The organism is Neobacillus sp. NPDC058068, assembly GCF_042885335.1.
Classification (GTDB): Bacteria; Bacillota; Bacilli; order Bacillales; family Cytobacillaceae; genus Neobacillus.
Map to the genome: position 1 here is coordinate 47,108 of NZ_JBHVSI010000014.1, position 23,397 is coordinate 70,504.

General features: G+C 38.7%; 23 protein-coding genes and 1 riboswitch. Of the genes, 5 read left to right on the forward strand and 18 right to left on the reverse strand.

Translation table 11 applies throughout. The features are described 5' to 3' along the window. Positions 1 to 3 precede the first annotated feature (3 nt). Together ACFVSW_RS17070 and ACFVSW_RS17075 are read right to left on the reverse strand one after the other, a co-directional pair. Positions 4 to 807 carry an ABC transporter permease gene (locus ACFVSW_RS17070; protein ID WP_387317853.1) on the reverse strand — a complete coding sequence of 268 codons (804 nt, stop codon included), beginning with the start codon at positions 805 to 807 and terminating at the stop codon, positions 4 to 6. Further along, on the reverse strand, positions 804 to 1,781 hold the full coding sequence (locus ACFVSW_RS17075; RefSeq protein WP_387317854.1) for an ABC transporter ATP-binding protein: 978 nt from the start codon (positions 1,779 to 1,781) through the stop codon (positions 804 to 806). Before ACFVSW_RS17075 ends, ACFVSW_RS17070 begins: the two co-directional genes overlap by 4 nt. Positions 1,782 to 1,988: 207 nt before the next feature. Here ACFVSW_RS17075 and ACFVSW_RS17080 point away from each other — a divergent pair, with 207 nt between their 5' ends. After that, a complete protein-coding gene (locus tag ACFVSW_RS17080; RefSeq protein ID WP_387317855.1) occupies positions 1,989 to 2,894 on the forward strand; it encodes a nuclease-related domain-containing protein in 906 nt (301 codons plus the stop codon). Between the two features lie 683 nt (positions 2,895 to 3,577). Here the strand turns inward: ACFVSW_RS17080 and ACFVSW_RS17085 are convergent. Beyond that, the gene (locus tag ACFVSW_RS17085) at positions 3,578 to 3,703 is read right to left on the reverse strand and encodes a bacitracin ABC transporter ATP-binding protein (RefSeq protein WP_387317856.1); all 126 of its coding nucleotides are present in this window, start codon (positions 3,701 to 3,703) and stop codon (positions 3,578 to 3,580) included. A gap of 136 nt (positions 3,704 to 3,839) precedes the next feature. Further along, positions 3,840 to 3,985, forward strand: a riboswitch (cyclic di-AMP (ydaO/yuaA leader). 139 nt (positions 3,986 to 4,124) lie between these two features. Between ACFVSW_RS17085 and ACFVSW_RS17090 the strand changes: the two genes are divergently transcribed. Next, entirely contained in the window at positions 4,125 to 5,951 is a 1,827-nt protein-coding gene (locus tag ACFVSW_RS17090) for an APC family permease (protein ID WP_387317857.1), read from the forward strand. A 62-nt stretch (positions 5,952 to 6,013) separates the two neighbouring features. Here the strand turns inward: ACFVSW_RS17090 and ACFVSW_RS17095 are convergent, their stop codons facing one another. Genes ACFVSW_RS17095 through ACFVSW_RS17105 form a run of 3 tightly spaced genes read right to left on the reverse strand, consistent with a single transcriptional unit; the run spans position 6,014 to position 7,392 of the window. Then, the gene (locus ACFVSW_RS17095) at positions 6,014 to 6,652 is read right to left on the reverse strand and encodes a hypothetical protein (RefSeq protein ID WP_387317858.1); all 639 of its coding nucleotides are present in this window, start codon (positions 6,650 to 6,652) and stop codon (positions 6,014 to 6,016) included. A 15-nt stretch (positions 6,653 to 6,667) separates the two neighbouring features. Continuing rightward, positions 6,668 to 7,066, reverse strand: a complete 399-nt coding sequence (locus ACFVSW_RS17100) for a permease prefix domain 1-containing protein (RefSeq protein WP_387317859.1) — start codon at positions 7,064 to 7,066, stop codon at positions 6,668 to 6,670. After that, positions 7,063 to 7,392 carry a PadR family transcriptional regulator gene (locus ACFVSW_RS17105; RefSeq protein WP_387317860.1) on the reverse strand — a complete coding sequence of 110 codons (330 nt, stop codon included), beginning with the start codon at positions 7,390 to 7,392 and terminating at the stop codon, positions 7,063 to 7,065. The genes ACFVSW_RS17100 and ACFVSW_RS17105 overlap by 4 nt, the downstream gene beginning before the upstream one ends. Before the next feature lie 286 nt (positions 7,393 to 7,678). On the opposite strand from ACFVSW_RS17105, the gene ACFVSW_RS17110 reads away from it, so the two are divergent. The 3 genes from ACFVSW_RS17110 (at position 7,679) to ACFVSW_RS17120 (ending at position 11,838) form a co-directional block, all read left to right on the forward strand. Further along, positions 7,679 to 8,587, forward strand: coding sequence for a nuclease-related domain-containing protein (locus ACFVSW_RS17110; RefSeq protein ID WP_387317861.1), 909 nt, complete (start codon positions 7,679 to 7,681; stop codon positions 8,585 to 8,587). Positions 8,588 to 9,542: 955 nt separating this feature from the next. Continuing rightward, positions 9,543 to 10,592, forward strand: coding sequence for an ROK family transcriptional regulator (locus ACFVSW_RS17115; RefSeq protein WP_387317862.1), 1,050 nt, complete (start codon positions 9,543 to 9,545; stop codon positions 10,590 to 10,592). Positions 10,593 to 10,605: 13 nt separating this feature from the next. After that, positions 10,606 to 11,838, forward strand: coding sequence for an MFS transporter (locus ACFVSW_RS17120; RefSeq protein ID WP_387317952.1), 1,233 nt, complete (start codon positions 10,606 to 10,608; stop codon positions 11,836 to 11,838). A 206-nt stretch (positions 11,839 to 12,044) separates the two neighbouring features. On the opposite strand, the gene ACFVSW_RS17125 is transcribed toward ACFVSW_RS17120, so the two are convergent. The 12 genes from ACFVSW_RS17125 to ACFVSW_RS17180 form a co-directional block, all read right to left on the reverse strand. Continuing rightward, positions 12,045 to 12,740: an AIM24 family protein gene (locus ACFVSW_RS17125; protein ID WP_387317863.1), complete on the reverse strand. Its 696-nt coding sequence runs from the start codon at positions 12,738 to 12,740 to the stop codon at positions 12,045 to 12,047. Positions 12,741 to 13,392: 652 nt separating this feature from the next. Then, positions 13,393 to 13,752 carry a hypothetical protein gene (locus tag ACFVSW_RS17130; RefSeq protein ID WP_387317864.1) on the reverse strand — a complete coding sequence of 120 codons (360 nt, stop codon included), beginning with the start codon at positions 13,750 to 13,752 and terminating at the stop codon, positions 13,393 to 13,395. 231 nt (positions 13,753 to 13,983) lie between these two features. Next, positions 13,984 to 14,901: a class I SAM-dependent methyltransferase gene (locus ACFVSW_RS17135; RefSeq protein WP_387317865.1), complete on the reverse strand. Its 918-nt coding sequence runs from the start codon at positions 14,899 to 14,901 to the stop codon at positions 13,984 to 13,986. 170 nt (positions 14,902 to 15,071) lie between these two features. Beyond that, on the reverse strand, positions 15,072 to 15,623 hold the full coding sequence (locus ACFVSW_RS17140) for a DJ-1/PfpI family protein (protein ID WP_387317866.1): 552 nt from the start codon (positions 15,621 to 15,623) through the stop codon (positions 15,072 to 15,074). Between the two features lie 93 nt (positions 15,624 to 15,716). After that, the gene (locus ACFVSW_RS17145) at positions 15,717 to 16,469 is read right to left on the reverse strand and encodes a hypothetical protein (protein ID WP_387317867.1); all 753 of its coding nucleotides are present in this window, start codon (positions 16,467 to 16,469) and stop codon (positions 15,717 to 15,719) included. Between the two features lie 4 nt (positions 16,470 to 16,473). Beyond that, the gene (locus tag ACFVSW_RS17150; RefSeq protein ID WP_387317868.1) at positions 16,474 to 17,193 is read right to left on the reverse strand and encodes a hypothetical protein; all 720 of its coding nucleotides are present in this window, start codon (positions 17,191 to 17,193) and stop codon (positions 16,474 to 16,476) included. A gap of 207 nt (positions 17,194 to 17,400) precedes the next feature. Continuing rightward, positions 17,401 to 18,423 (reverse strand): DUF4179 domain-containing protein, encoded by a 1,023-nt coding sequence (locus tag ACFVSW_RS17155; protein ID WP_387317869.1) that lies wholly within the window; start codon positions 18,421 to 18,423, stop codon positions 17,401 to 17,403. Continuing rightward, positions 18,416 to 18,949 carry a sigma-70 family RNA polymerase sigma factor gene (locus ACFVSW_RS17160; protein ID WP_387317870.1) on the reverse strand — a complete coding sequence of 178 codons (534 nt, stop codon included), beginning with the start codon at positions 18,947 to 18,949 and terminating at the stop codon, positions 18,416 to 18,418. Before ACFVSW_RS17160 ends, ACFVSW_RS17155 begins: the two co-directional genes overlap by 8 nt. Before the next feature lie 872 nt (positions 18,950 to 19,821). Then, complete coding sequence (locus tag ACFVSW_RS17165; protein ID WP_387317871.1) at positions 19,822 to 20,649, reverse strand: DUF1835 domain-containing protein; 828 nt, start codon at positions 20,647 to 20,649, stop codon at positions 19,822 to 19,824. 32 nt (positions 20,650 to 20,681) lie between these two features. Then, positions 20,682 to 21,296 carry a DUF6518 family protein gene (locus ACFVSW_RS17170; protein WP_387317872.1) on the reverse strand — a complete coding sequence of 205 codons (615 nt, stop codon included), beginning with the start codon at positions 21,294 to 21,296 and terminating at the stop codon, positions 20,682 to 20,684. Positions 21,297 to 21,365: 69 nt separating this feature from the next. Continuing rightward, positions 21,366 to 22,859: a PH domain-containing protein gene (locus ACFVSW_RS17175; RefSeq protein WP_387317873.1), complete on the reverse strand. Its 1,494-nt coding sequence runs from the start codon at positions 22,857 to 22,859 to the stop codon at positions 21,366 to 21,368. Then, on the reverse strand, positions 22,856 to 23,350 hold the full coding sequence (locus ACFVSW_RS17180; RefSeq protein ID WP_387317874.1) for a PH domain-containing protein: 495 nt from the start codon (positions 23,348 to 23,350) through the stop codon (positions 22,856 to 22,858). The genes ACFVSW_RS17175 and ACFVSW_RS17180 overlap by 4 nt, the downstream gene beginning before the upstream one ends. Positions 23,351 to 23,397: the final 47 nt, after the last annotated feature.

The following is a 23,397-nucleotide window of genomic DNA, read 5'->3' on the forward strand; positions in this document are numbered from 1 at the left end:
TTTCTAACCTCCCTGAACTACTACTTTTTTTAGTACACCGTTAAGTGCTTTTCTACCTATCCAAACGAGGACAGTCAGATAGGACAGCTGAACGAGAATTCCGATGATTGCATCTTGCTCCGGGATATGTCCGGAATAGACCCGAAACGGAAAATCGGCCGTCCAGCGAAACGGAAGCACATAAGCTATTTTTTGCAGCCAATCCGGCATCAATGGTACAGGAATAACTAATCCGGCAAAAAATTCACTAAGAATGCCAAACAAAAGTAGTGACCCCGTAGGCGACAAGGTGATGAATACGGATATATATAAGAACATCGAGATGGCAACCAACAGCAGTAAGCCCAATAGTAAGGCGCTTAAAAACAATAAAAATGCCCATATGCTAGGCGGGGGTTCTAGGTTGTATGGTTTGGGCAAAAGATAGGCAACGATTAAAATCGGGAAACAGCGTAACAAAGCGCTCGACAAACGTTGTGCGAGGAGCTTGGCATACCAAAAGCCGTAAAGTCCGCTTGGCCGGCAAAGCTCATAAGCGATATTCCCGCTTGTAATCAGATCGAATAGTTCATTGTCGCGAAACCACATCATGACGAAAACAAGAAACGCCTGCTGCAGCCATATGTATTGAATTAATTCTTTTAAGGAAATTGGCGGTGTTTGGGCAGCGTGTTCGTAGAATGCTTCAAATACCATAATCATGATAAATCCCCAGAAAAATTGCGTCGCCACCCCGGCGAGTGCAGCCGCCCGATATTGCATCCCCATATTAAGCCGCAGCCTCAAAACCGCTAGATACATCTTCATATTTGATACTCCTTGTAGAGCTGGACGATAATGTCTTCGATTGGCTGAGTTTCAATGGTGACATCGAGGAGTTCAACCTTGTTGGACAATTGAGTAATGACCTCTGAGGTTTTTACCCTTTCCGTATCGATGCTCAGCACTATTCTTTCAGGTGTCCATGAAAGTGTGGCGGTCCCGGGGATTTGAATGGGAACAGTATTTTTTGCATAATCAGCCGTTATTATTTTAGTGGTGCCGAATTGTTTCCTTAATTCCTCTAGGTTTCCATCATATAACAAGCTGCCCTTACCTATTAAAATGACCCTGTCAGCCAAGGCCTCGATATCATTCATATCGTGTGTCGTCAGAATGACTGTGACTCCCTTTTCCTGATTAATTGTTTTGATAAATTGGCGGACAGCAATCTTTGAAACAGCATCCAGTCCGATGGTTGGTTCATCTAAAAATAATATTTTCGGATTATGAATTAGGGAAGCTGCAATCTCGCAGCGCATCCGCTGCCCTAAGCTTAGTTGACGGACGGGTGAATGGATGATATTTTGCAGTTCGAGAGTTTCAATGAGTAAGTCAATCGTAGGTTTATATTCTTGTTGTGGCACCTTATAAATATCTTTTAGGAGTTCAAACGAATCGATCACCGGCACATCCCACCAGAGCTGGGACCGCTGACCAAAGACTACACCGATATTTTTTACATACTCAGTTCGGTCTTTCCACGGTGTATAACCCATAATTGTGCATTTCCCGGTGTCAGGCGCCAAAATGCCGCTCATGATTTTGATCGTTGTCGATTTGCCCGCTCCGTTCGGACCGATATAGCCGACGATTTCTCCTTGATTAATAGAAAAGGAGATGTCCTTCAGTGCGTTAACTATCGTATGTTCTCGGTAGAAAAGTGCTTTTGCTGCCTCCCGTAGTCCCGATGAACGCTTGGCAATCTTATAGGATTTGCTAATGCCTTCTAAGTAAATCAACTTGTTTCCCCTCCCCTGCTTTTTTAAGTCACAGAGGAAAATAATAGCATTTAATGCGTTGTGGTGTCAAGAATTTTCCGAACAATGGGAATATAGCCGTTCCTTCGGAAAAATTAACAAATTATTCATTTTTTCGAGCAGTGTTGTTGGCATTTTTCTATAGAATGGAGGTGAAATGTTTTTGTGAAATAAGAAAGGATGTGGCACATGAATAAAAAGCCTCTCATAAAACCGGCCGAATTAATCATTCTGGGCTTTTTAAACACTCGGATGACTTTGTCCAAGGATGACAGAAAAAACTACTTAAGCCTTAAAAAAGGCTATGAAGGCGAGGTGCTGTTTAATTCCTTGACGGACAAGCTAGAGTGCGAATGTTTGACAGTAAACGGGGTGCTGCTTGAGTTCAACAATACTAAGTTCCAAATTGATTCATTGATTATTTTACAACAAACTATTTACATGAACGAGGTTAAAAACTTTGAAGGTGATTATTATTACGAAAAGCAATTGCTCTACTCAGCAAATGGCTCCGAGCGAAAAGATCCGCTGCTTCAGTTGAAACGTAGTTCATCTCTGCTCCGCCAGCTGCTCCAAAATCTTGGCCTTTATATGCCTATTGAGGCTCGGGTAGTTTATGTCAATCCCGAGTTCACCTTATACCAAGCCTCCCGGAACGAGCCAATTATTTTTCCTACTCAGGTTAATCGTTATCTAAAAAACATAAATACGACTCCTTCAAAACTAAATGGAAAGCACGAGAAACTAGCCAACAAATTTATTTCTCTAGATATTATAGAGCCACCATATCCAAGGCTGCCGCCATATGGGTATGATAAGTTACGAAAAGGGATTACTTGTGAGTTATGCAGCTCCTTTTCGATTTTTGTCGGTGTTAATAACTGTGTTTGTGGTGATTGCGGACATGTGGAGAGTGTTGAGTCTGCCGTAGTGCGGACTGTTAGGGAGATTAAGCTTCTTTTTCCGGATTGGAAAATTACTACCAGTGAGGTTTTTGAGTGGTGCAAGGTGATTGAGTGCAGGAAGAGGATAAGTAGGATTCTGGGGAAGAACTTTAAAATTATAGGGGTCCGGAATTGGGCTTATTATGAATAATCGCTTGATTGATGGTACCTAAACTAAACAATGTATCATATTCTTTTATCTTATTTATCCCCGTGGACCTAATGAGGGTAATCATGGTCTTCGCTTAAGTGGCGTTTTGTCTCTGGAGTACCTTACGAAGGACAGTTTTCCTCTTTCCCGGGCGACCTTTGTCCTTCGGGCGACTTACGAAAGACAGTTTCTCTCTTTCCTGGGCGACCTTTGTCCTTCGGGCGACTTACGAAGGACAGTTTCCCTCTTTCCCTGGCGACCTTTGTCCTTCGGGTGACCCACGAAGGACAGTTTCCCTCTTTCCTGGGCGACTTTTGTCCTTCGGGTGACTTACGAAGGACAGTTTCCCTCTTTCCTAGGCGACCTTTGTCCTTCGGGTGACTTACGAAGGACAGTTTCCCTCCTTATCGGGCGACCTTTGTCCTTCGGGTGACTTACGAAGGACAGTTTCCCTCTTTCCCGCGCGACCTTTGTCCTTCGGGTGACTTACGAAGGACAGTTTCTCTCTTTCCTGGGCGATCTTTGTCCTTCGGGGCGACTTACGAAGGACAGTTTCTCTCTTTCCCAGGCGACCTTTGTCCCTCGGGTGACTTATGAAGGACAGTTTCCCTCTTTCCCGGGCGACCTTTGTCCTTCGGGTGACTTACGAAAGACAGTTTCTCTCTTTTCCTAGAGTTTTGTTGTCAATTGTCCTGCTTTACCTGCATATCACTGTTTTCATATTCGGGACCGCCATATAGTTGAGAAATTTCTTTTGCCAATTCGTCTAAAAACTCATCTGTTAATATCGGTTTCTTTTGAGTAGACATGTTATCCATCCTATTCTGGGGTATGAAATATCATTATTATTTACCTACCATGGTTCAAGGATTCACGAGTCCCTAATATTATAATTTTTTTATTTACTTTTTCTAAGTACGGGAGTATGATAATCAACAGTTTCAAATTTCTAAATCGCTGAAACCTTTTGGTACGGGGGAACCATTTTTTTGGGTTATTAATAACCCAAGGGGTGAATCCTAATTATAGGTAGGGCTACTCAATGGCCCGAATCCGACAGCTAACCTCGTAAGCGTTATATGAGAAGGAAGGTGGAACTTGTGGGACATGGAATGTAATGTCTACAGGTCTATTCATTTATGACTTGTAGGCTTTTTTTGTTTTAAAATTATCTTTTGATTTCAGGAATTTTTTAAAAAAAGAATACTAACTATACGGCGGTGAACGGCTGTGATTTCTTCTATAAAGAGGTTTTTAATTGGACGTCCTTTAAAATCAACGGCTTTAGGGGAACAAAAGCTTATTAAAACAAAAGCATTAGCGATTCTTTCTTCCGATGCATTATCTTCCGTTGCATATGGTCCGGAACAAATATTGATTGTCCTTGTTACACTGGGAACCCTTGCCTTCTGGTACTCCATTCCCATTGGGATCGGAGTGTTAATTCTACTTGCCGCATTAATTCTATCCTATCGCCAAATTATCTTTGCCTATCCACATGGCGGCGGAGCGTATGTGGTTTCGAAGGAAAATTTAGGGGTTACTCCAGGACTAATTGCTGGAGGATCGTTATTAGTTGATTATATTTTAACGGTCGCAGTAAGTATCTCAGCTGGCACGGATGCCATTACATCTGCTTTTCCTGCTTTACATTCACATAAGGTAAGCATTGCGATTATATTCGTCCTGTTAATAACAATCTTGAACTTAAGAGGGCTAACAGAGTCCGCTTCGATTTTAGCCTATCCTGTTTATTTATTTGTGTTTGCCTTATTTATCTTAATTGGAGTTGGGTTATTCAACATCTTAACAGGTAAAGTTTCACCAGATTTATCTGCACCACTCGGTACACCTGTAGCAGGAATTAGTCTGTTTATTCTTTTAAGGGCATTTGCTTCCGGCAGCTCTGCACTTACAGGGGTTGAGGCTATATCCAATGCGATACCAAACTTTAAAGACCCAGCACCGAAAAATGCAGCCAAAACATTAATGGCCATGGGAATTTTACTAGCTTTACTTTTTTCCGGTATCGTATTTCTAGCCTATTATTATGGAATTTCTCCTCGTGCTGATGTGACGGTCGTCTCACAAATTGCGGAGGCAACCTTTGGACGGAATGGAATGTATTACTTTATCCAAGGAACAACGGCATTGATTTTAATCCTTGCTGCCAATACGGGTTATTCAGCTTTTCCATTGCTGGCTGTGAATCTGGCTAAGGATAAATTTATCCCAAGAATGTTTACTATTCGAGGTGACAGACTGGGTTACTCCAATGGCATCATCATCCTTGGATTTGCTTCGATCCTTTTAATTATAGCTTTCAATGGTCAGACGGAGCATCTAATCCCTCTTTATGCAGTTGGGGTTTTCATTCCGTTTACGCTGTCGCAAACAGGAATGATGGTGAAATGGGTTCGCGAAAAACCTAACGGATGGATAGTAAAGCTGATTATTAACACAACGGGGGCATTGATTAGTTTTACTGTTACGATCGTGTTCTTTTTAACTAAGCTCGATCGGGTATGGCCTGTGTTCATTTTCCTACCCCTAATCATTTTGGTCTTTCACAGAATAAGAAAGCATTATGATGCAGTAGGCGACCAACTACGGATCACAACTTGTGAGCCTGCTGTTCCGATTGAAGGAAATGTCATCATCGTACCTGTTGCGGGCATTACACATGTGGTAGAAAACTCCATCAATTATGCTAAATCTCTTTCAGCTGACCAAATCATTGCTGTTTACGTCTCTTTTGAAAGGGAAGATGAAAAAAAGTTTGAAGAGAAATGGAAGATGTGGCAGCCCGATGTTCGACTCGTGACCCTTCACTCCCACTATAGAAGTATTATTCAACCATTGACTAAATTTGTTGATACGGTTGAACATAAAGCGAGTGAATCAAATTATCAAGTCACCGTGGTGATACCGCAGTTTATTCCGAAAAAAGGCTGGCACAATATTCTTCATAACCAATCTAGCTTACTGATCCGTTCATTTTTGCTATATCGGAGAAACGTTATTATTACGACTGTGCCTTACCATTTGAAAAAATAACCTTCAAAATGGATATCAATGAAAAAGCAGAGAAAAGTCTCTGCTTTTTTTTATTAAAAAAATCACTTTATTAATTTTCTTTTATACACGAAATAGTACATACTTAGAGGCCACCATAGTACACAAAAAATTGGGTAAACCGCCCAAATGGTATCGGGTGTGGAAATCACATTCACGCTGATAAAGAATACACCGATTAACAGACTGGCATGGATGGAGAATTCGAAAAATGTCTTTTTCTTTGCATGATAAAGGGCAAGCGGCCACCATAACACGACGAAGGCTGGATAAATCACCCAAGGATACCCTGGAGAAAGAACAACATTAAGAATGGAATAATATAAAATAATACTGATGCTTCCAACCAATGCAACAGTCATTGTTAGCGCACGCTTCTCTAAAAATGTAAGAATTGGCCACCAGAAGATTGGATAAATGGCATATATCGACCACGAGTAGTTAGGTGAATTGAGATAATTCTCAACGGTCAAAAACGCTAGAATAAGTGCACTATAAGAAATGGCAAGATGTTTGTGTTTCCCCTTCCTTACACAATACAAACCGATTGGCCAGAGCAAAAGAACAAAGGAAGGATAAATAAACCAAGGATAATGTGGACTTGTTAAATAATTGACAAGTATAAAAAACACCATAGTCATTACACTTCCCGCGACTGCAAAACCTTCATCATATTTCTTCATCTTAATCAACCCTCCTTACTTTGAACGCAGCCATTTGAAATACATCGTTAACGGCCACCATAATACCGCAAATGTCGGATAGACAAACCAGATCACCTTAGGGGAATAAGTAAGATTTATAAAAATAAACAAAGCAATGATCAGCAGACTGCCCCAAATGGAATAGCCTAAATTTAATTTTGACATATCTTTCTTAACTGGCGGGTTTACACCCAGTTCCTTTTTTAAATCTTCAATATCGCCAAAATCAACGATTGCCTTATTAATCGCATCCTCCTCTTCCTTACCTTGTTCCATTAAGTCGAGCACTTTTTCTTCAAGGTTTTCTAAAACCTCCTGCTTAACGGCCTTCTTTTGCTCACTCTCTGGAACATCTTTAAACAGCTCATCCACATGATTTGTTAGCTTCTTCACTTTAATCCCTCCATAAATAAATCGATGACTTCCTTTGTTTCTATCCATTCCGTAATCATTTCTCTTAGGTAGGCTTTACCAAGCGTCGTGATTGTGTAATACTTCCTTTTCCCGCCTTGGGAAACACTTCCCATGTAAGATTCGATGAGTTCCTTTTTCTCTAGCCGCTGAAAAACCGCATATAATGTTGCCTCTTTAATCTGGAAGCGATTGTCTGTCCGTAAGCTGATTTCCTTCGATATTTCATACCCATACCTGTCTTGTTCAAAAATCAGGCGCAAGATAATCGAATCCAAATGACCGCGAATAAGATCGCTTCTTATCATGTTTTCACTTCCTTGCTCGTTAACTATTCTATCTGATAGAGTAATTTTACTTAATATTACTCTATCTGTCAAAGTAATATTGAATAAAATTTTTTAATGGGTAAAATAGAGGCTATTTATAGAAAATCTGGTATGAAGCACTGCATTATAGTGACAGGTACTTTAAGGCAGCATGGAGCTGACACAGAAGGTTCAAAAAATGTTAACAAACTATTCATTCCTTCAGGCTTTTAGTGGTAGTATTTTCCTGTAAAATGAATTTGGAAAATAAGAAAGGATGTGGCATATGGCTTATAAACCTCGTACTAAATCCACTGAATTAATTATTCTCGGATTCTTAAACACACGGATGAATTTGCCTGAAAAAGACAAGCAGCACTATTTCAGCCTAAAAAAGGGTTATGAAGGGGAGGTAATGTTTGATTCGCTGACAGAAAAGCTTCAATGTGAATGCTATATTTTAAATGATTTGCTGTTTAAGGTGAACAACACTATGTTTCAAATTGACTCACTTATTATTTCTGAAACTATTTACGTTTACGAAGTGAAAAATTATGAAGGCGATTATTTTTATGACGCGGCCGCAGACAGATTATACAAGAAGCCCAAAAAGGAATATAATAATCCACTACATCAATTGAATCGCGGCGAATCCTTGCTACGTCAATTACTCCAGAATATTGGGTATAACTTCCCTATTGAGGCCCAGGTTGTTTTTATCAATCCCGAGTTCACCCTATACCAAGCACCCCTCGACAAGCCTTTTATTTTTCCAACACAGGTAAATAACTATTTGAAAAATTTTGATTCGACACCATCAAGATTAAGTGGAAAACACAAGTTGCTGGCTGAGAAATTAATTTCACTACATATTGAAGGAAATCCTTATACACTATTACCCCCTTATAAATATGAGGATCTTCGGAAAGGGAATAATTGTGAGGTATGTAACTCGTTTTCGATTACTGTTAGTGGGCAAAAATGTATATGTGGAGATTGTGGGCACGAAGATTTGGTTACATCTGCCGTTTTGCGAAACGTGAAGGAATATATGCTTCTTTTTCCTGAGCGGAAAATTACCACTAATAATATTTATGATTGGTGTGGCGGTGTGCCGTGTAAAAAGACGATTAGAAGAGTTTTAGCGAGGAATTTTAAACAAGTAGGAGTTCATCAATGGTCTTATTATGAATGAAATAAATGAAGGACTTTTACTCCGCTTTCTTGCGGGGATTTGTCCTTCATCGACGGTATGAAGGACTTTTACTCCGCTTTCTTACCGAGATTTGTCTTTCATCGACGGTATGAAGGACTTTTTCACAGCTTTCTTACCGGGATTTGTCCTTCATCGACGGTATGAAGGACTTTTACTCCGCTTTCTTGCGGGGATTTGTCCTTCATCGACGGTATGAAGGACTTTTCCTCTGTTTTCTTGCGGGGATTTGTCCTTCATCGACGGTATGAAGGACTTTTACTCCTCTTGGCTTGCAGGGATTTGTCCTTCATCCACGTTATGAAGGACTTTTTCACAGCTTTCTTACCGGGATTTGTCCTTCATCCACGTTATGAAGGACTTTTCCTCTGCTTTCTTACCGGGATTTGTCCTTCATCGACGGTATGAAGGACTTTTTCACAGCTTTCTTACCGGGATTTGTCCTTCATCCACGTTATGAAGGACTTTTTCTCTGCTTTCTTACCGGGATTTGTCCTTCATCGACGGTATGAAGGACTTTTACTCTGCTTTCTTACCGGGATTTTCCTTCATCGACGGTATGAAGGACTTTTTCACAGCTTTCTTACCGGGATTTGTCCTTCATCGACGGTATGAAGGACTTTTCCTCTGCTTTCTTGCGGGGATTTGTCCTTCATCCACGTTATGAAGGACTTTTCCTCTGCTTTCTTACCGGGATTTGTCCTTCATCCACGTTATGAAGGACTTTTCCTCCGCTTTCTTGCGGGGATTTGTCCTTCATCGACGGTATGAAGGACTTTCCCTCTGCTTTCTTACCGAGATTTGTTTACTTTATGTTTGAGTTATTGAATGAATTTCAATTTCCATTGTTTTCAAAAATTTAATATGGTATATTAACCTTAACTTATTAAAGTTCTTTAAAAAGTTCTTTAATAAGTATTTTTAGGTGGTGAATTTAGTGAGTGAATTACTAGCTACTCCAAAATCTATGAAGAAGATCATCCTTCGTGGCATTCGTTCAACTCTTTTAGAATTTGGAAGTGCAACAAAACTTGAACTAAGCCATACATTAGAGATCAGTCTCCCGACAATAAGTAAGTTCCTAGCACAGATGGAGAAGGATGAAGAAATTATTTTAGTCGGTTTAGATGATTCAAGTGGCGGGAGAAGGGCAAAAAGATATACATACAATCCTGAATATATGCTGGGCTTAGCTATTTTCTTAGAGCGAACTGAGACGAATTATGCAATTTTTAATTGTGTTGGAGAAGTAAAGGAACAAGGGAAGGTTCCAAGTGTTTTAGTTGAGGATGGTTTACATTTATTAACTACGTACATTGAAAAATTAATGACTGCATATCCAAAAATCAGTTCTATCGCAATCGGTGTTCCTGGTTCTGTTGATAATGGAAGGATTTTTTATATACCTGGTTATGAGCAGTTTCAAAATCTTGATGTAAAAGGATTCTATGAGAAACATTTTTCTATACCTGTTGTAGTAGAGAATGACATGAATGCTGCTGTTCTAGGATATCATCATATTAGGGGGATTAATGAGAATCAATCCCTTGTATATTTGTATTCCGGCCAAAATGGTCCTGGTGCGGGATTTATGATCAATGGAGATGTGGTGCGAGGAAATACATTCTTCGCCGGAGAGGTTTCATTCGTCCCTCAGGATAATGACCGGAATTTCCGGCAAGCATTGGAAAATGGAACCGGACCCAAAAAGGTACCGATCTGCGAAGATTATCAGATTCTTGCAATTAGCAGATTAGTAGCCTCGTTTACGGCTATCATTAACCCCCATAGCATCATTTTTTGCAATGATGAAGTCGAAGAATCAGTAATAGAAAAAATCGTCATAGTCACCTCTAAATATATTCCGTCAGAACATCTTCCAAACCTTAAAATAAGTGATTGGAAACAAGATTATTTATATGGATTACAAAGACTGGGGCTTGAACTTATGTTGAATGCAACAAAAGATAAAAAAATTAAAAAGTAGGCGGGATAAAAATATGGCGACACTCCTTTTAGTGATAATTTATTTGGCTTTTATCAGCTTAGGTTTACCTGATTCATTGCTTGGGGTAGCGTGGCCTGTGATGCAATCTGATATTGGGGCCCCATTGGAGACGGCTGGATTCCTTTTTATGACCATTGCAGGTGGTACTATTATCTCCAGTTTAGCCAGCGGGAAGGTGCTTAGAAGGTTCGGGACTAGTAAGGTCACATTTGTCAGCGTCTTAATGACTGCTGGTGCTTTGCTAGGATTTCATTTTGCTCCATCGATAGTTTGGTTATTTGTATGTGCTATACCACTTGGATTAGGAGCAGGAGCGATCGATGCAGGATTAAATGATTATGTTGCTACACATTATAAGGCACACCATATGAGTTGGTTACATTGTTTTTGGGGAGTTGGAGCAACTCTTGGTCCTATCATTATGGCTCAGTTTATTTCAGGACAAAATTCTTGGAGAAACGGATATTTTGCTATTTCTGGAATTCAGCTTGCGTTAGCTATAATCCTTTTCTTCACATTGCCCTTATGGAACAAAGTGAAAAATAACAGCAATATTACCAAGAATGGAGGAACCGAAGAGTCAAAAAGTATTTCTTATGATGAAGAAGCTAAAGAAATAAAACCTTTACAAATTAAAGGAGTTAAACTGGCTCTTACATCCTTCTTGTTTTATTGTGGGGTTGAAGCAACAGTGGGTCTTTGGGGAAGTAGTTATTTGGTAAATGTTAAGGGGTTACACGTAGCACTTGCGGCACAATGGGTTTCCTTTTATTACGCTGGAATAACAATTGGTAGATTAATTACAGGCTTTATTACCTTTAAGATTAGTAATCTTACTCTCATTCGGATGGGGCAAATAATAGCATTATTGGGTGCCGTACTTCTTTTCCTACCATTGCCGTCCATTTTCTCACTTGTAGGTTTTATAATGACTGGATTGGGATTAGCACCGATATTTCCGTGTATGTTACACGAAACACCAACACGTTTTGGGAAGGAGCATTCCCAGACAATTATGGGCTATCAAATGGCTTTGGCCTATACAGGCAGTACATTTTTGCCACCTCTTCTCGGTTTCATTGCAACACATTCAACAATAGGAATCTTCCCGCTTTGTATTGTTGTTTTTGTTGCAGTAATGCTCCTAAGCTCAGAAAAATTAAACAACTTACTTAAAAAGAAAGAGTTAACAACGAGGAAAGACACAAGCTCAACAGCATTTTAATCATATAATTTTTGAATTTTTAACTTTTCCACCCATTAGTCATTTCCATAAAAAAATTCCAAGAGAAATTATAAAGAAATCGCTATATATCAATAAAAAATGACTATCAAATTAATATACAATTTGATAGTCATTTTCCTTTACATTTTTTATGTTTGCGATAGGTAACAGAACCCGTTTCAACTAAGCGGGTTTTCTTTTACTTATTACCCCTGTTTAGAATTCATATAAACCTCTTCATATGGCTGAACGACCACAAATCCATCTCCTTCAAACCGCATTTGAATTGACTCGCCGCTGCCCCTGCCAAGGAAGGTTTTGAAACTAATATCGGTTTGAATAACCGGCTGAAGGTTTCCAGACCAGGCGACGGTTGCATTTGGATCGGTAATAACGGGCTGACCCGGTGTAACTCTTAATGTGAGTGGTTCATAATGGGTAGTAAAAGCAATCATCCCGGTTCCTTCACAATAGACATTAAATAGTCCACCGGCCATCATTCCGGCAATCCGTTTCATTAATTTAATCTTCCACTTAATACTTGGTTCAAATGCAAGCAGATCATTGCCGTTAATAAAGATTGAATCGTTTTGTAACTTCAGGATAACAATCTTTTTACCGCTATCTGCAAGATATAATTTCCCCCTGCCATTTGCTTTCATTAACGAGGCGCCCTCCCCGGTTAATGCCTTTTTGAAGGCTGTCCCAAGACCGTGCTCCAGGATTCCTTCTCGGACAAATTTCATTTCTCCATGGTAGGCAACCATCGAGCCTGCCTTGGCCCAAACTTGACCGTCCAGGTTTACTTCGAGCAAACGTGGAGTCTCTAATTCAAAGAACCCCTCACCCTTATCCACTTGCTCCGTTTTTTTAATAAATTCTTCAATTGAATATCTGCTCATTCAGCACACCTTCCTTCCCTAACTGTATGTACGAAAAATAACCATGAATGTTTCATATTTTACGTGGCTCCTGTAAATTTATGCTATCTGCCGCAAATCACAAGCCTCACACCTACATTTAATTGATTAAAAAAACGAACAGTGCCACTGGCATTGTTCGTTTTCCGGCTATAAGCCTCTTTTTTCAGCAGTCAGGGACCATTTTTCTAGAGTCCTTTAAGAAAACATTTTTGTGTCTTGATATCGTTGTTTTTAACATTGTAACTGTTAATATTTTAATTAAAATCAAAATGACACCACATACATAAAAAACAAAATCTGGGCTATGGCCATAATAATAAAAAATAAAACATGAAACCCCATATAATATGAATAAAAACAATTCAAACAAAAATGTAGTAAAGATAAACAATAAATAAGAAATAACAATCTTTTTGTGAGATACATGTTTTAGAGTAAGACCTTCCCAACAAAGATTTGCTATTTTCCCCAACGAAATCACCCCAAAGGACTTTCTTTATCCTACAGTATGACCATAAGGGCTGTTTCTTAACTCTTAGTTACAAAAAAAGGCAGCACTCAATCTCTCGGCCGCCTTCCTTGCTATTATCTTCATGGTTTATAATTTATACTAGGTTTATAAAATTGATATTTATTCTTTGTGTTCTTGCAATTCTATTATCTTATTATTAATAAGATCAAATTGTATTAACTCTTTTGTATTCTTTTTATAAGTGTAAAAATACCATTTATCTGGTTCATTTTCCAAAGTAACAATTGCTTGATATTTATCAATTTCGTCATTATCGATTTGTTCGTGGAAATCCAATATAAATATATCTTTTATATCAGTTTCTTCATCATAGCCCGTTCCTACTAAGTATGAAATGGTATCCTTTTTTAGAATATTCTTTTGTTCCTGTTTTGACACATTTGACAAATATTGATAAAAACCAGAAATAATAAGTATCCCTACTAATAAAGAAATTACAAGCCATTTCTTTTTATTCAAAATTTAGCCTCCAAACTAATTTTATAAGTTCGTTACTTTAAGTAAAATTTTTCAAAATCTCTGTTTTTACTTTAACATAAATATCCAATAAATAGTTTGATCTATTAAGAAAAAATGACTATCAAATTAGCTTTCCATTTGATAGTCATTTTTGGTTATATTTTTAAATGTTTGCGATAGAAAACCGAACCTGTTATTAAAAAATTTAAATGGTGTTTGAATCTCTTCTATTTATTTATGAACGACTAAATGCGCAAAATGAAAATGGTCGAAGGCGTGCAATCCATCTTCCCGGGCTGCGAAGTATAATTCATTAATATTCGCAGGCGAGAGATTTTCATATAATAACATATTGCATTCTTGCAGTTCGCGATCCAGTTCAAACGGATCAAAGCCGGTAACCATTGGTTCACCTGTTTGGGCGGTAATTTGTCTCATTTGAGTTAATTTTTTTGAAGCTAGTTTATCATTAAAGGCGGTATCGTCAAGGTAATCAAATACGAACGAGCTTCCGTTCATGGACATAGCTGAAATAGAAGAAAGAAGTTTGTAAAAATCGCGTTTCTCTAAGTACATCACGACACCTAACAAACTAAAATAGGCATATTTCTGTTCATCATAGCCGCTTCGCTTCAGCTCGTCGCGTAAGGAATCATGTTTAAAATCTAAGGGAACAAATTTCACATTAGCAGGAATGGCAATACCCATTTCGTGAAGGCGGTTTACTTTAAATGCTTGGGTTGCGGGATGGTCTACCTCATAGATGATAAAGTCGTCTGGGAGATGTTCTTGTCTTAAGGCAAAGGTATCAAGGCCGGCACCTAAAATGACATATTGTCTTACACCTCTTGCGATAGCCGACACGAGACCGTCTTCTGCATACCTTGCCCGGCTGACTAATTGGGGAACCGTCTGGTTATTCATCACCCATTCCAACTTTTCGTCAAACGTCTTTAATGCAGCACCCTTCTCCGGATCAAAGAAAGCTATAGCATTGGCCCAGTTAGCAGCAATTAACTGTTTTTCTTCATCATGCAAAAGTGAATGAGCAACACGGTCATTAAAGACAGGATGGCTGCTCTTCGATGCATGATATCCCCTGGCAAAGCAGCTGACTAGCGCAGTTAAACTCTTTTTGGTTTTATCCAAAATAACTCCCCCTTCGTTTAAAAAGCAAAAAACTCCCAGCTAAAATATAGCCAGGAGTTCATAATACGACGGAAGTAATTATATGTAAACAAACCATAAATTATAGCACAAATAAAAATTTTTGTCAATAACTTTTTTGTTGGTGTCAGGCACCGCTGTGGATAAGTTCCTTAATGGTTTAATTGTTTAATAAATTCCCTCATGAAGCCCGGCAAATCCGGCCAGGCATGACCGGAAACAAGATTTCCCTGCACATGCAGTGGATTCTCGATATAGGTGGCACCTGCTGCTTCAACATCTGGTTTGCAGGCGATATAGGCGGTCAGCTCCCGTCCTTCCATGTATTGGCGAACCGTTGTCAAAACTAGACTTGCATGACAAATGGCGCCAACTGGTTTATTCGCTTCAAAGAAATGCGCGACAATTCTTGGAACATTTTCATTTAAGCGAATGTACTCAGGAGCCCTTCCCCCTGGGATAATTAATCCATCATATTCTTCAGGGTTCACATCTTCAAAGGCTATTTGGGCTTCAATTAAGTATCCTTTGCTTTCCGTATAAGTATCCCAGCCGATAAAGTCATGCACAACTGTTTGCAGCTTTTTCTTCGATGGCGCCGCAATGTGCACTTCATAGCCTTCTTCTAGACAGCGAAAATATGGATAATAAATCTCTAGTGCCTCAACGGCGTCCCCGGCGATCAATAAAACTTTTTTTGACATGATTTCATTCCCCCTCGTAAAAATATGGCTATTCCACCTTTATTTATATATTCTAGACTTTTCCTTTCATTCCCTCTATTTTATCCTAGGTGTTTATTCCCCATCTTTCGGAGACTCAATTTTCGATTCATTCAAATACATGACGAAATCTATGTCTCCACCTCCGCTCGAAAATCCCTGGTTATTATCACCATTTGGGATTGTCTCTTTCCCCAGTTGGTCATAGGCGGTCCAGCCAAAATACATCCTTTTATCGGGGAAAAGGGTTTTGATTAATTTATCAGGATTTTTAGCCGATTCTACTTTTTTAAATGTGTTCATGAATACTGCCCAATCATCAGGCAGCTGCAATACACCATAAGATTTCTCATGAAGGGCGACCTTTTTCGCCATTTGGACTCCGGGATCATATGTCACTTGCCCATTGCTGCCATGGAATCCTCTCTCTCTGATTAAATAAAACGTTAGATAACCGATTTGATCAGCCGGATGAATATTCCATACAAAGTGAAAGGTTGAAGGATCTTCGCTATTAATCTTCCAAATATAAGGCTGTTCTGTTGTATTAATGGAGGCAATCTCCCAATTATGCTGCTGCCATTCCCAATTACTAAAGCCATACTTGTCTCCCTTAGCAACAAACGGGACAACCCAATGTCGTTTATCGATAGAAATCATGTCTTGAATGACTTTTACATCCGCTTCTGGAAAGAGCTGATTAATTTCCTCAATCAATTGTTTATTTGTTAGAAACGGATCAGGTTTTGAAAAATAAAACCAATAAATCGCTATTGCTGACAGGACAACTACCACTAACAAGGCCAAGAACCAGATTTTTTTTTTCATCAGATTATTTCCCTCCTTTCAGCAAGGAGTCTTTACAGCGAAAATAGAGCTGTTTATTCGGTGCCGTTACCAAAATTCCTTTTCCATCAGCTTCAACGTATATAATTACTTTCACTCCGCTCCCCCATTTTGATAAAGTTCCGCTGAGTTGATAGGGAAACCGTTCGTTTATCTTTTTAGAATCAGCCCCCTTATATGTCTCTTCGTACCACTCTTCGCTATAACTCGTTTCTTGTCTCATGTTATGTAATTGGCTCTGCAGTTTTTCTATATTTAGTGAGTGATCTCCCGCAGAAGGATGAATATTGATAATAGCGGCATTTTCTACGTTTGAGATATACGTTGAAACCTCGTCTTCAGGATATAGTAGCAGATGGGCCGGAATGGCTATGAGCGTTGCTGCCAAGAAAATAAAGTTTGCCCAAAAGCCTAACCAAGCGAAACGCCGATATATCTGCCAGCGCCCTTCCATTCTCTTCAATATTCCATACAAAATCCAAACACCAAGTGGTAAGATTGGGATTTTGAGAATCGCACCAAAAAATTGCAAATTAATCGAAATACAAAAAATACCGACCAGTACACTTACAATAACTTTCCAGACCTTTGGCTTCGCAGCTTGTTTTTTATAGATGCGATAGACAATAAATCCAATAACACACCATGCTAAAAATTCAGTTATATACGCAATAAGATCCAACGAAAAATCAAAATGAATGTTCATCTCCCCGCCCCCTGTTTTACATAATTCACCATAAACCTACAAATTCCCTGCAGGAACATTATGCTTTTTCAAGAACCGGGATAATGCAACCTTACCCTGCAACTTTTAGATAGTAAGAAAAAAAGACTTAGCCCATTAAATACGGGACAAGTCTTAGAAGTAATACTTAAAAATAGTGGCTTGGGAAAAGATTGATTGTTGACATCTTTATTTCGTTTTCTTCAAAGGAACGACCAGCTCTAATTCCTTTATATCTTCTCTATACCCTTCACTATTTATATCCGCTGGCTTAAGTGTGAGTGACTTTGGTATCGTATCCATTGGCGGCAATGCTAGAACCATATGGTGTCCGTAGTTTCCAGCCATTCCCGCTTGCAGTTTTAGTCGATCATAGACAATCCCATTATTATCGACTACGGAGAAATCAAACCATTTCCATCTATCATTTTCATCTAGTTCAGCGGGGTAATCGACTGTTACATCTATTCTTGTTGATAGTGGCGAAAATGTTACTTTGTCAGCTGTTAACGTATAAACTTCGTTAACCTTCTCAGTTTTCACATCTGGATAGAACTCGTGTATATCACCCTTTATCTTTTCAAGTGGGAAGGACACCCCCCATTTACCTTTGTAGCCAAACAAATCTTTCCCATGGACAGCTACCTCAATTTTATCGCCGTATTCATTGTATTTAGCTAGAGTGAATTGATGTTGCTCAATAGTTGTTTTAGAATTGATCGGACGTTGCGTACCGGAACCAATCGCTACCTGGAATTCTTCTCCATTAATTGTTACATAATTATATCCGACGTTCTCTTCCTTAAGTGAGAGTGCTTTTTCCCCTGAATAGACCACTGTTACGATTAGCCTGCCACCATCGTAAGCCGCTTCTTTAACAGTCATCGTTAAGCCATCATGGCTATCCTGTTTTTCAATCACTGTCGCAAGTTGATCTCTCTCTATTTTATCAGTTGCAATATCCCTAAATTCCTTATAAATGGGGCCAATGAGTGGTATATTCGATAACACTGCGGCCATACCCGAGGATACAAATCCAGAGCCGAATAAGATTATACATAAACCGCAGGCAATTAGCATTGAATGCTTCGTTGTTCTGCCAACCTTCCGCATTTTCTTTGCTTGGGACATAGCGGCCTTTTCCCTCGCTAGTAACTTCTCAAGAGGTAAATCTATGTTATCAATTGATTGATTAAAGTTTTCTTTATTCATAAATATAACCCTCCTTTAAAATTGGCCTCAGTTCTTTTTGTACTCGATGTAAGTGGGATTTTACCGTTCCTTCCGGATAATTCATAATGGCTGCAATTTCCTTAATAGAAAGATCGTGATAGTACCTCAGTAAAATAATTGTCTTGTATTTGGGATCCAAAAATTTAAAGGCCTCGGATAAATCCATTGAATGGGCTATGTAATCGACGTTTTCATTAGAAATTAATTCAGCAAATATTTTCTCATCATCTGTACTAAAGTGCCGCGATTCTTTTCGAATAAAATCAATAGCTTTGAAAACGAGAATCTTTGTAATCCAGCTCTGAAAACTTTCGGGTTTTTTTAACATTTTAAGAGAAATGTATGCTTTGTAAATGGTTTCTTGATAAATATCTAAAGCATCTTGCTCATTTCTTACATATGAATAGGCAGTCCGATACAATTTCGGGCGAACAGAACTAATCAGCTGTTCAAATGCTTCATCATTACCCTTCTTCGCCTTTTGTACTAATTTAGCAATATCCATTTTTTCTATCCCCTCCTTTTCATTATAAAGTCGAATGGGGAAGTCGAAACGTTGCAACCTATTTAATAAATAGTAATATATCAACTTCTATTATTTAAGCGCAGGCACCTTATTTCAGTAGCAATATAGACTTGTAAGCATATCAACGGCTCTAGTGATCTAATCAAACGTTTAATTGGTTTTTGCACGCCAGTCATATCAACGGATCCAGCGATTTAATCAAACGTTTGATTGGTTTTTGCGCGCTAGTCCTATCAACGGCTCCAGCGACTTAATCAAACGTTTGGTTGGTTTCTGCGCACCAGTCATATCAACGGATCCAGCGACTTAATCAAACGTTTGATTGGTTTTTGTACGCCAGTCATATCAACGGATCCAGCAACTTAATCAAACGTTTGATTGGTTTTTGCACGCAGTTATCAAAAAAAGGGCAGTCCCCACCATTTTGCTTAGCGGGGGGCTGACCTTGAAATTTATTATTTCCTCCACTTTTTTACATATGAATTCTCTATGGTTAAAAATATTATTGGAGTGAGGGTGAATTACCATGATTTATGGTGAATTTAAGTGTGCAATTCAATATATTGTTATTCTGTCCTTATTAAGCTGATGAAGGACAAAACTCAGTTGGAAATAGAGGGAAGTGTCCTTCATCAGGCCGATGAAGGACAAAACTCAGCTGGAGATCGAAAGAAATGTCCTTCATAAAGCCGATGAAGGACAAAACTCAGCAAGAGATCGAAAGAAGTGTCCTTCATAAAGCCGATGAAGGACAAAACTCAGCTGGAGATCGAAAGAAATGTCCTTCCTAAGGCCGATGAAAAACACACTGAGCAAAATGATTACGATCACAGGATTTAGCTTTTCCTCTCCTAACGCAATTTCACACTGTAGTACCTCATAGCGATCAAACTGCCTTCTACATCAAAAACCCCTTTTTCTATCAGCTTTCTTAGGCGATATTCCAAAAATTCATCACCAACATATTGGTCTAAATGCCCTAGCACCTCGCCAATTAATCTGGCAGATTTCATAAAGTCTTTTGTATCCTGCCTTCTATGTAACTTTTTAGCTTTTCGGATGATAAATGGGTCGTAATAGTCTTCCGGAACACTCACAATCCTTCCATTTCTCCAGATTCTTAAAGTTTCCTGATTTTCTGATAAAGAAATCCATTCATTCTCATAATCTTCTTTATCATGGTCAGTTAGGACTCTTCCTTCTCCTTGATCATATATTATTTGGAGTTTGTCAGGATTTATTTCGCCTGAATGCAAAAAGATATATTGTCTTCTTCCTGTATTAAAAAGTTCTCCATATGACTTTGTCGTGTTAATAACGGTTATATCGTTATTTTTCCCCTTCAATATATCCAAAACAAATCGCAGTCCTATCTGTTCATGTGCGTTGTCAGCAGTCCAAATGGTAATAGGTGCCTCTACAGGAATGGATCTTATCTGATTAATGGTCTTCTGGAAATGATGCGAATATTCCTTAAATTCCCCAAATTCATCATTCTTTACGTCCTTCATCCATTCAAAACGTGACCCCTGCCCTGCTTCTTCATGTAACCCCCGAACAGGACCAATCGAAAACATATCCCAAAAGGAAATGATTTGTTCTTTTTTATCTATTCCTTTCTCCCTAAAGCCTGCTCTTAAACTGCCCGCAGAAGATTGGCCAAACAGAATATGAATCATCTTATATGCTCCTTTCAACAGAAAATTTCATTTTATCCCTGCAAGTAATAGAGTATTCCTAACCGCTCCATCAAGAAAAATAGCACAGTGACAATAGGTAGCATGCGTAAGCGTTGAAAATGATTTGCAGGCAAAATGATAAATAACATAGCAGCTGAGATGATATCAAACCCCTGGGGGATTGAGAACGTATAGAAAAAACTATAACCTTCCACCAATAGTCCACTAATTGGTAAAGCAGCACAAAGTGCAGCAATCCAGCCATTTCCTTTGGCGTACCACACCGCATAACCGCCTATCGGTGAAAGTAAGGCAATACTTCCCCAAGTGATAAAATAATCCATTGAAAAAAATCCAAACTGCACCATGGAATAGATATAATAAACAATCAGCATTGTCATTAGAAAAATAAATGTATGTAATGCCGCAGCTTTAGGCGACCGACTTCGAACGGCAATGATTGTTGCAATTACAATCCAAAAACTGAGGTAAGTTCCAATTAGCCCTATAACTGAGCCATCTGAGAAGTTTGCCAAGAATCCCAATAAAGCTCCTAACAAAAATACAAACAATACCCTTACTGATCTCTGTTGTAAGGGAGGCACTTTATCCGATTTAGCTCTGATGTAAACCAGTTTTTCTTTCATTCCACACCACCTACAAGGGTTGAGTTTCTGTAAAAAGGAAAATCTCTTGGTCAGAATGGTAAACCACATTTATTCATTTTCAATTTCAATTTCGTTTCTGCGTCCCATATACCATTTGTAAAACGAGTCAGCAAATTCTACTGGCACATCCTCAATCCCATTATGCTGTATTGGTTTCGCTCGATTGATTGTTTCTATCGAGGCAAGCCCTAACCATTTTTGAAAAATAGACCGTGTTACTTTTACTTCAATCACTTTTTCTCGTTTGGAAACGAATAAAGAAGTAGTTAGACTGCCCGTTTTGTGTTGAATGAAGCGATCGTTCAAAATATATTTTGTATGTATGAAATCTAGCCATCTTATTACAATTATTATTAATAACAAAGCAGCCGATAATATCCACCATGCTTGTCCCACCCCTAAGACAGCTGGTCTAAAATAAAATAGAACTGCCGTGGCAATCACCCAGATCCAACTCGGGCTAAATAAGCGGACCCATAAAGATTTTTTTGGTAGACGCTTCATCTTTGGTGTTACTTCATAAGTCGGTAAAATTTCCGATACCATTTCATAAGCTCGTTGAACGGGGAGGAACGGGTAAAGTGAATTAATTTCAAGCGTTTCCTCTCCGAAACTAAGACTGCCAGCACTAGTCAGCTTCACTTCGGCAAGGCCAAGCAAACGTTTCAGTATGGACTGCTTAATTTCAATTGCTTGCACCTTTTCTTTTGCAATCGAAAAGGCCGTTTCATCGATGACACCTTTTGTAATATAAATACGATTCTGGTCGGAGGAAATTTCATACTTCCCATATTTTATAAATGCCCTTGCGATTCCAAAAGCAACAGAAGCCATGATGAGGACAACGACAATGGTTGTAACAATCCACCAAGAACTGATGATATAGAAAAAGATCCCCTCTGTTTCTTTTTCCAGATGAAGGATTTCATCAATTTTAGAATAAATCGATAAAAGGAAAGGAATAAATACGAGAAAGCTTAATGATGTAAAACTTGCTTTTAAGATATCCTTTTTCATTGGTTTAAAATGAATAATTCGGATGGAATCTACTTTTTTTACTGCTATTTCTGAAGGAGACAGATTCATAGCATTATCGTTTACTTCACTTGTTATATGCTGTTCCATTCGCAATGATTCTAGTTGCGAAACAACTTCGAATTTCACAGCAGCTTCTTCACCTGTCATTCCCGTTTCAAAGCTGATGGAAGTCACTTTAAACAACCGATGAAAAAGAGAGGTATGACGGTTGACGTTTTGAATTTTTGAAAAAGGAATGGTTCGCTCTGATTTGTTGAAAATTCCTTTGTACAGATGAAACGACCGACCATCAAGTTCATATTTATGGGTGAACCATTTTAAAATAATGTAAATAAACGCCACTCCAAAAACTATGAAAAATAGGATCCTGCCATATAGAATGAAGGGTGATTGCGACCTAGCTTTGATCACAAACAAAAAAATAAAAATGAAAAAATTGTTCTTTAGTACCGACCATAGGTCAAAAAGCATCAGAAGTGGGTGGTATCGTTTTGCTGGTATCATGACTCTACTTCCTTAATTTTTGCATAATGAGCAATCTGGTTCCTTAATTCAATGGCGGCCACTTTAGGCAGGGCCGGAATGGTGTGAGAAGAAGCAATAGTTTCAATGGAAACGGAACAAAGCCCATATTTTCTCAGTACCGGTCCTTGATTAGTTGCTACCGATTGTATTTTGGTCATCGGGACTAGTAGATATTTTTCATTTAATACACCTGATTTCAATTGTAAAAACTCTTCATTGACATCATAACGCCAGCTTTTATAAAGTAGTATCGACTTAATCCATGACCAGACTGCGCCTAGCAAAGAAATCAGGAGCAATCCCTTCAGAATCCAGCCAATCCACTCTTTCCAAGAAAAACGATAGTCCAGATAAAGTAGAATCCCAAGGATAATGAATCCAATTACACTCGCAATCGTTTCACTTATGATCCATACTTTCACTGCATCCTTAGATAATCGTTTTTGGGGTCCATTCATTTGAGAATACATAAAAATCACCTTCTTTATTTCGACGCCTCTGTGTTTAGTAAGATATC

Bases quoted from the DNA above. Each gene is read 5' to 3' on its own strand.
- ACFVSW_RS17070 (WP_387317853.1), bottom strand. From the start codon at position 807: ATGAAGATGTATCTAGCGGTTTTGAGGCTGCGGCTTAATATGGGGATG.
- ACFVSW_RS17080 (WP_387317855.1), top strand. From the start codon at position 1,989: ATGAATAAAAAGCCTCTCATAAAACCGGCCGAATTAATCATTCTGGGC.
- ACFVSW_RS17085 (WP_387317856.1), bottom strand. From the start codon at position 3,703: ATGTCTACTCAAAAGAAACCGATATTAACAGATGAGTTTTTAGACGAA.
- ACFVSW_RS17095 (WP_387317858.1), bottom strand. From the start codon at position 6,652: ATGAAGAAATATGATGAAGGTTTTGCAGTCGCGGGAAGTGTAATGACT.
- ACFVSW_RS17105 (WP_387317860.1), bottom strand. From the start codon at position 7,392: ATGATAAGAAGCGATCTTATTCGCGGTCATTTGGATTCGATTATCTTG.
- ACFVSW_RS17110 (WP_387317861.1), top strand. From the start codon at position 7,679: ATGGCTTATAAACCTCGTACTAAATCCACTGAATTAATTATTCTCGGA.
- ACFVSW_RS17120 (WP_387317952.1), top strand. From the start codon at position 10,606: ATGGCGACACTCCTTTTAGTGATAATTTATTTGGCTTTTATCAGCTTA.
- ACFVSW_RS17125 (WP_387317863.1), bottom strand. From the start codon at position 12,740: ATGAGCAGATATTCAATTGAAGAATTTATTAAAAAAACGGAGCAAGTG.
- ACFVSW_RS17140 (WP_387317866.1), bottom strand. From the start codon at position 15,623: ATGTCAAAAAAAGTTTTATTGATCGCCGGGGACGCCGTTGAGGCACTA.
- ACFVSW_RS17145 (WP_387317867.1), bottom strand. From the start codon at position 16,469: ATGAAAAAAAAAATCTGGTTCTTGGCCTTGTTAGTGGTAGTTGTCCTG.
- ACFVSW_RS17150 (WP_387317868.1), bottom strand. From the start codon at position 17,193: ATGAACATTCATTTTGATTTTTCGTTGGATCTTATTGCGTATATAACT.
- ACFVSW_RS17155 (WP_387317869.1), bottom strand. From the start codon at position 18,423: ATGAATAAAGAAAACTTTAATCAATCAATTGATAACATAGATTTACCT.
- ACFVSW_RS17160 (WP_387317870.1), bottom strand. From the start codon at position 18,949: ATGGATATTGCTAAATTAGTACAAAAGGCGAAGAAGGGTAATGATGAA.
- ACFVSW_RS17165 (WP_387317871.1), bottom strand. From the start codon at position 20,649: ATGATTCATATTCTGTTTGGCCAATCTTCTGCGGGCAGTTTAAGAGCA.
- ACFVSW_RS17170 (WP_387317872.1), bottom strand. From the start codon at position 21,296: ATGAAAGAAAAACTGGTTTACATCAGAGCTAAATCGGATAAAGTGCCT.
- ACFVSW_RS17175 (WP_387317873.1), bottom strand. From the start codon at position 22,859: ATGATACCAGCAAAACGATACCACCCACTTCTGATGCTTTTTGACCTA.
- ACFVSW_RS17180 (WP_387317874.1), bottom strand. From the start codon at position 23,350: ATGTATTCTCAAATGAATGGACCCCAAAAACGATTATCTAAGGATGCA.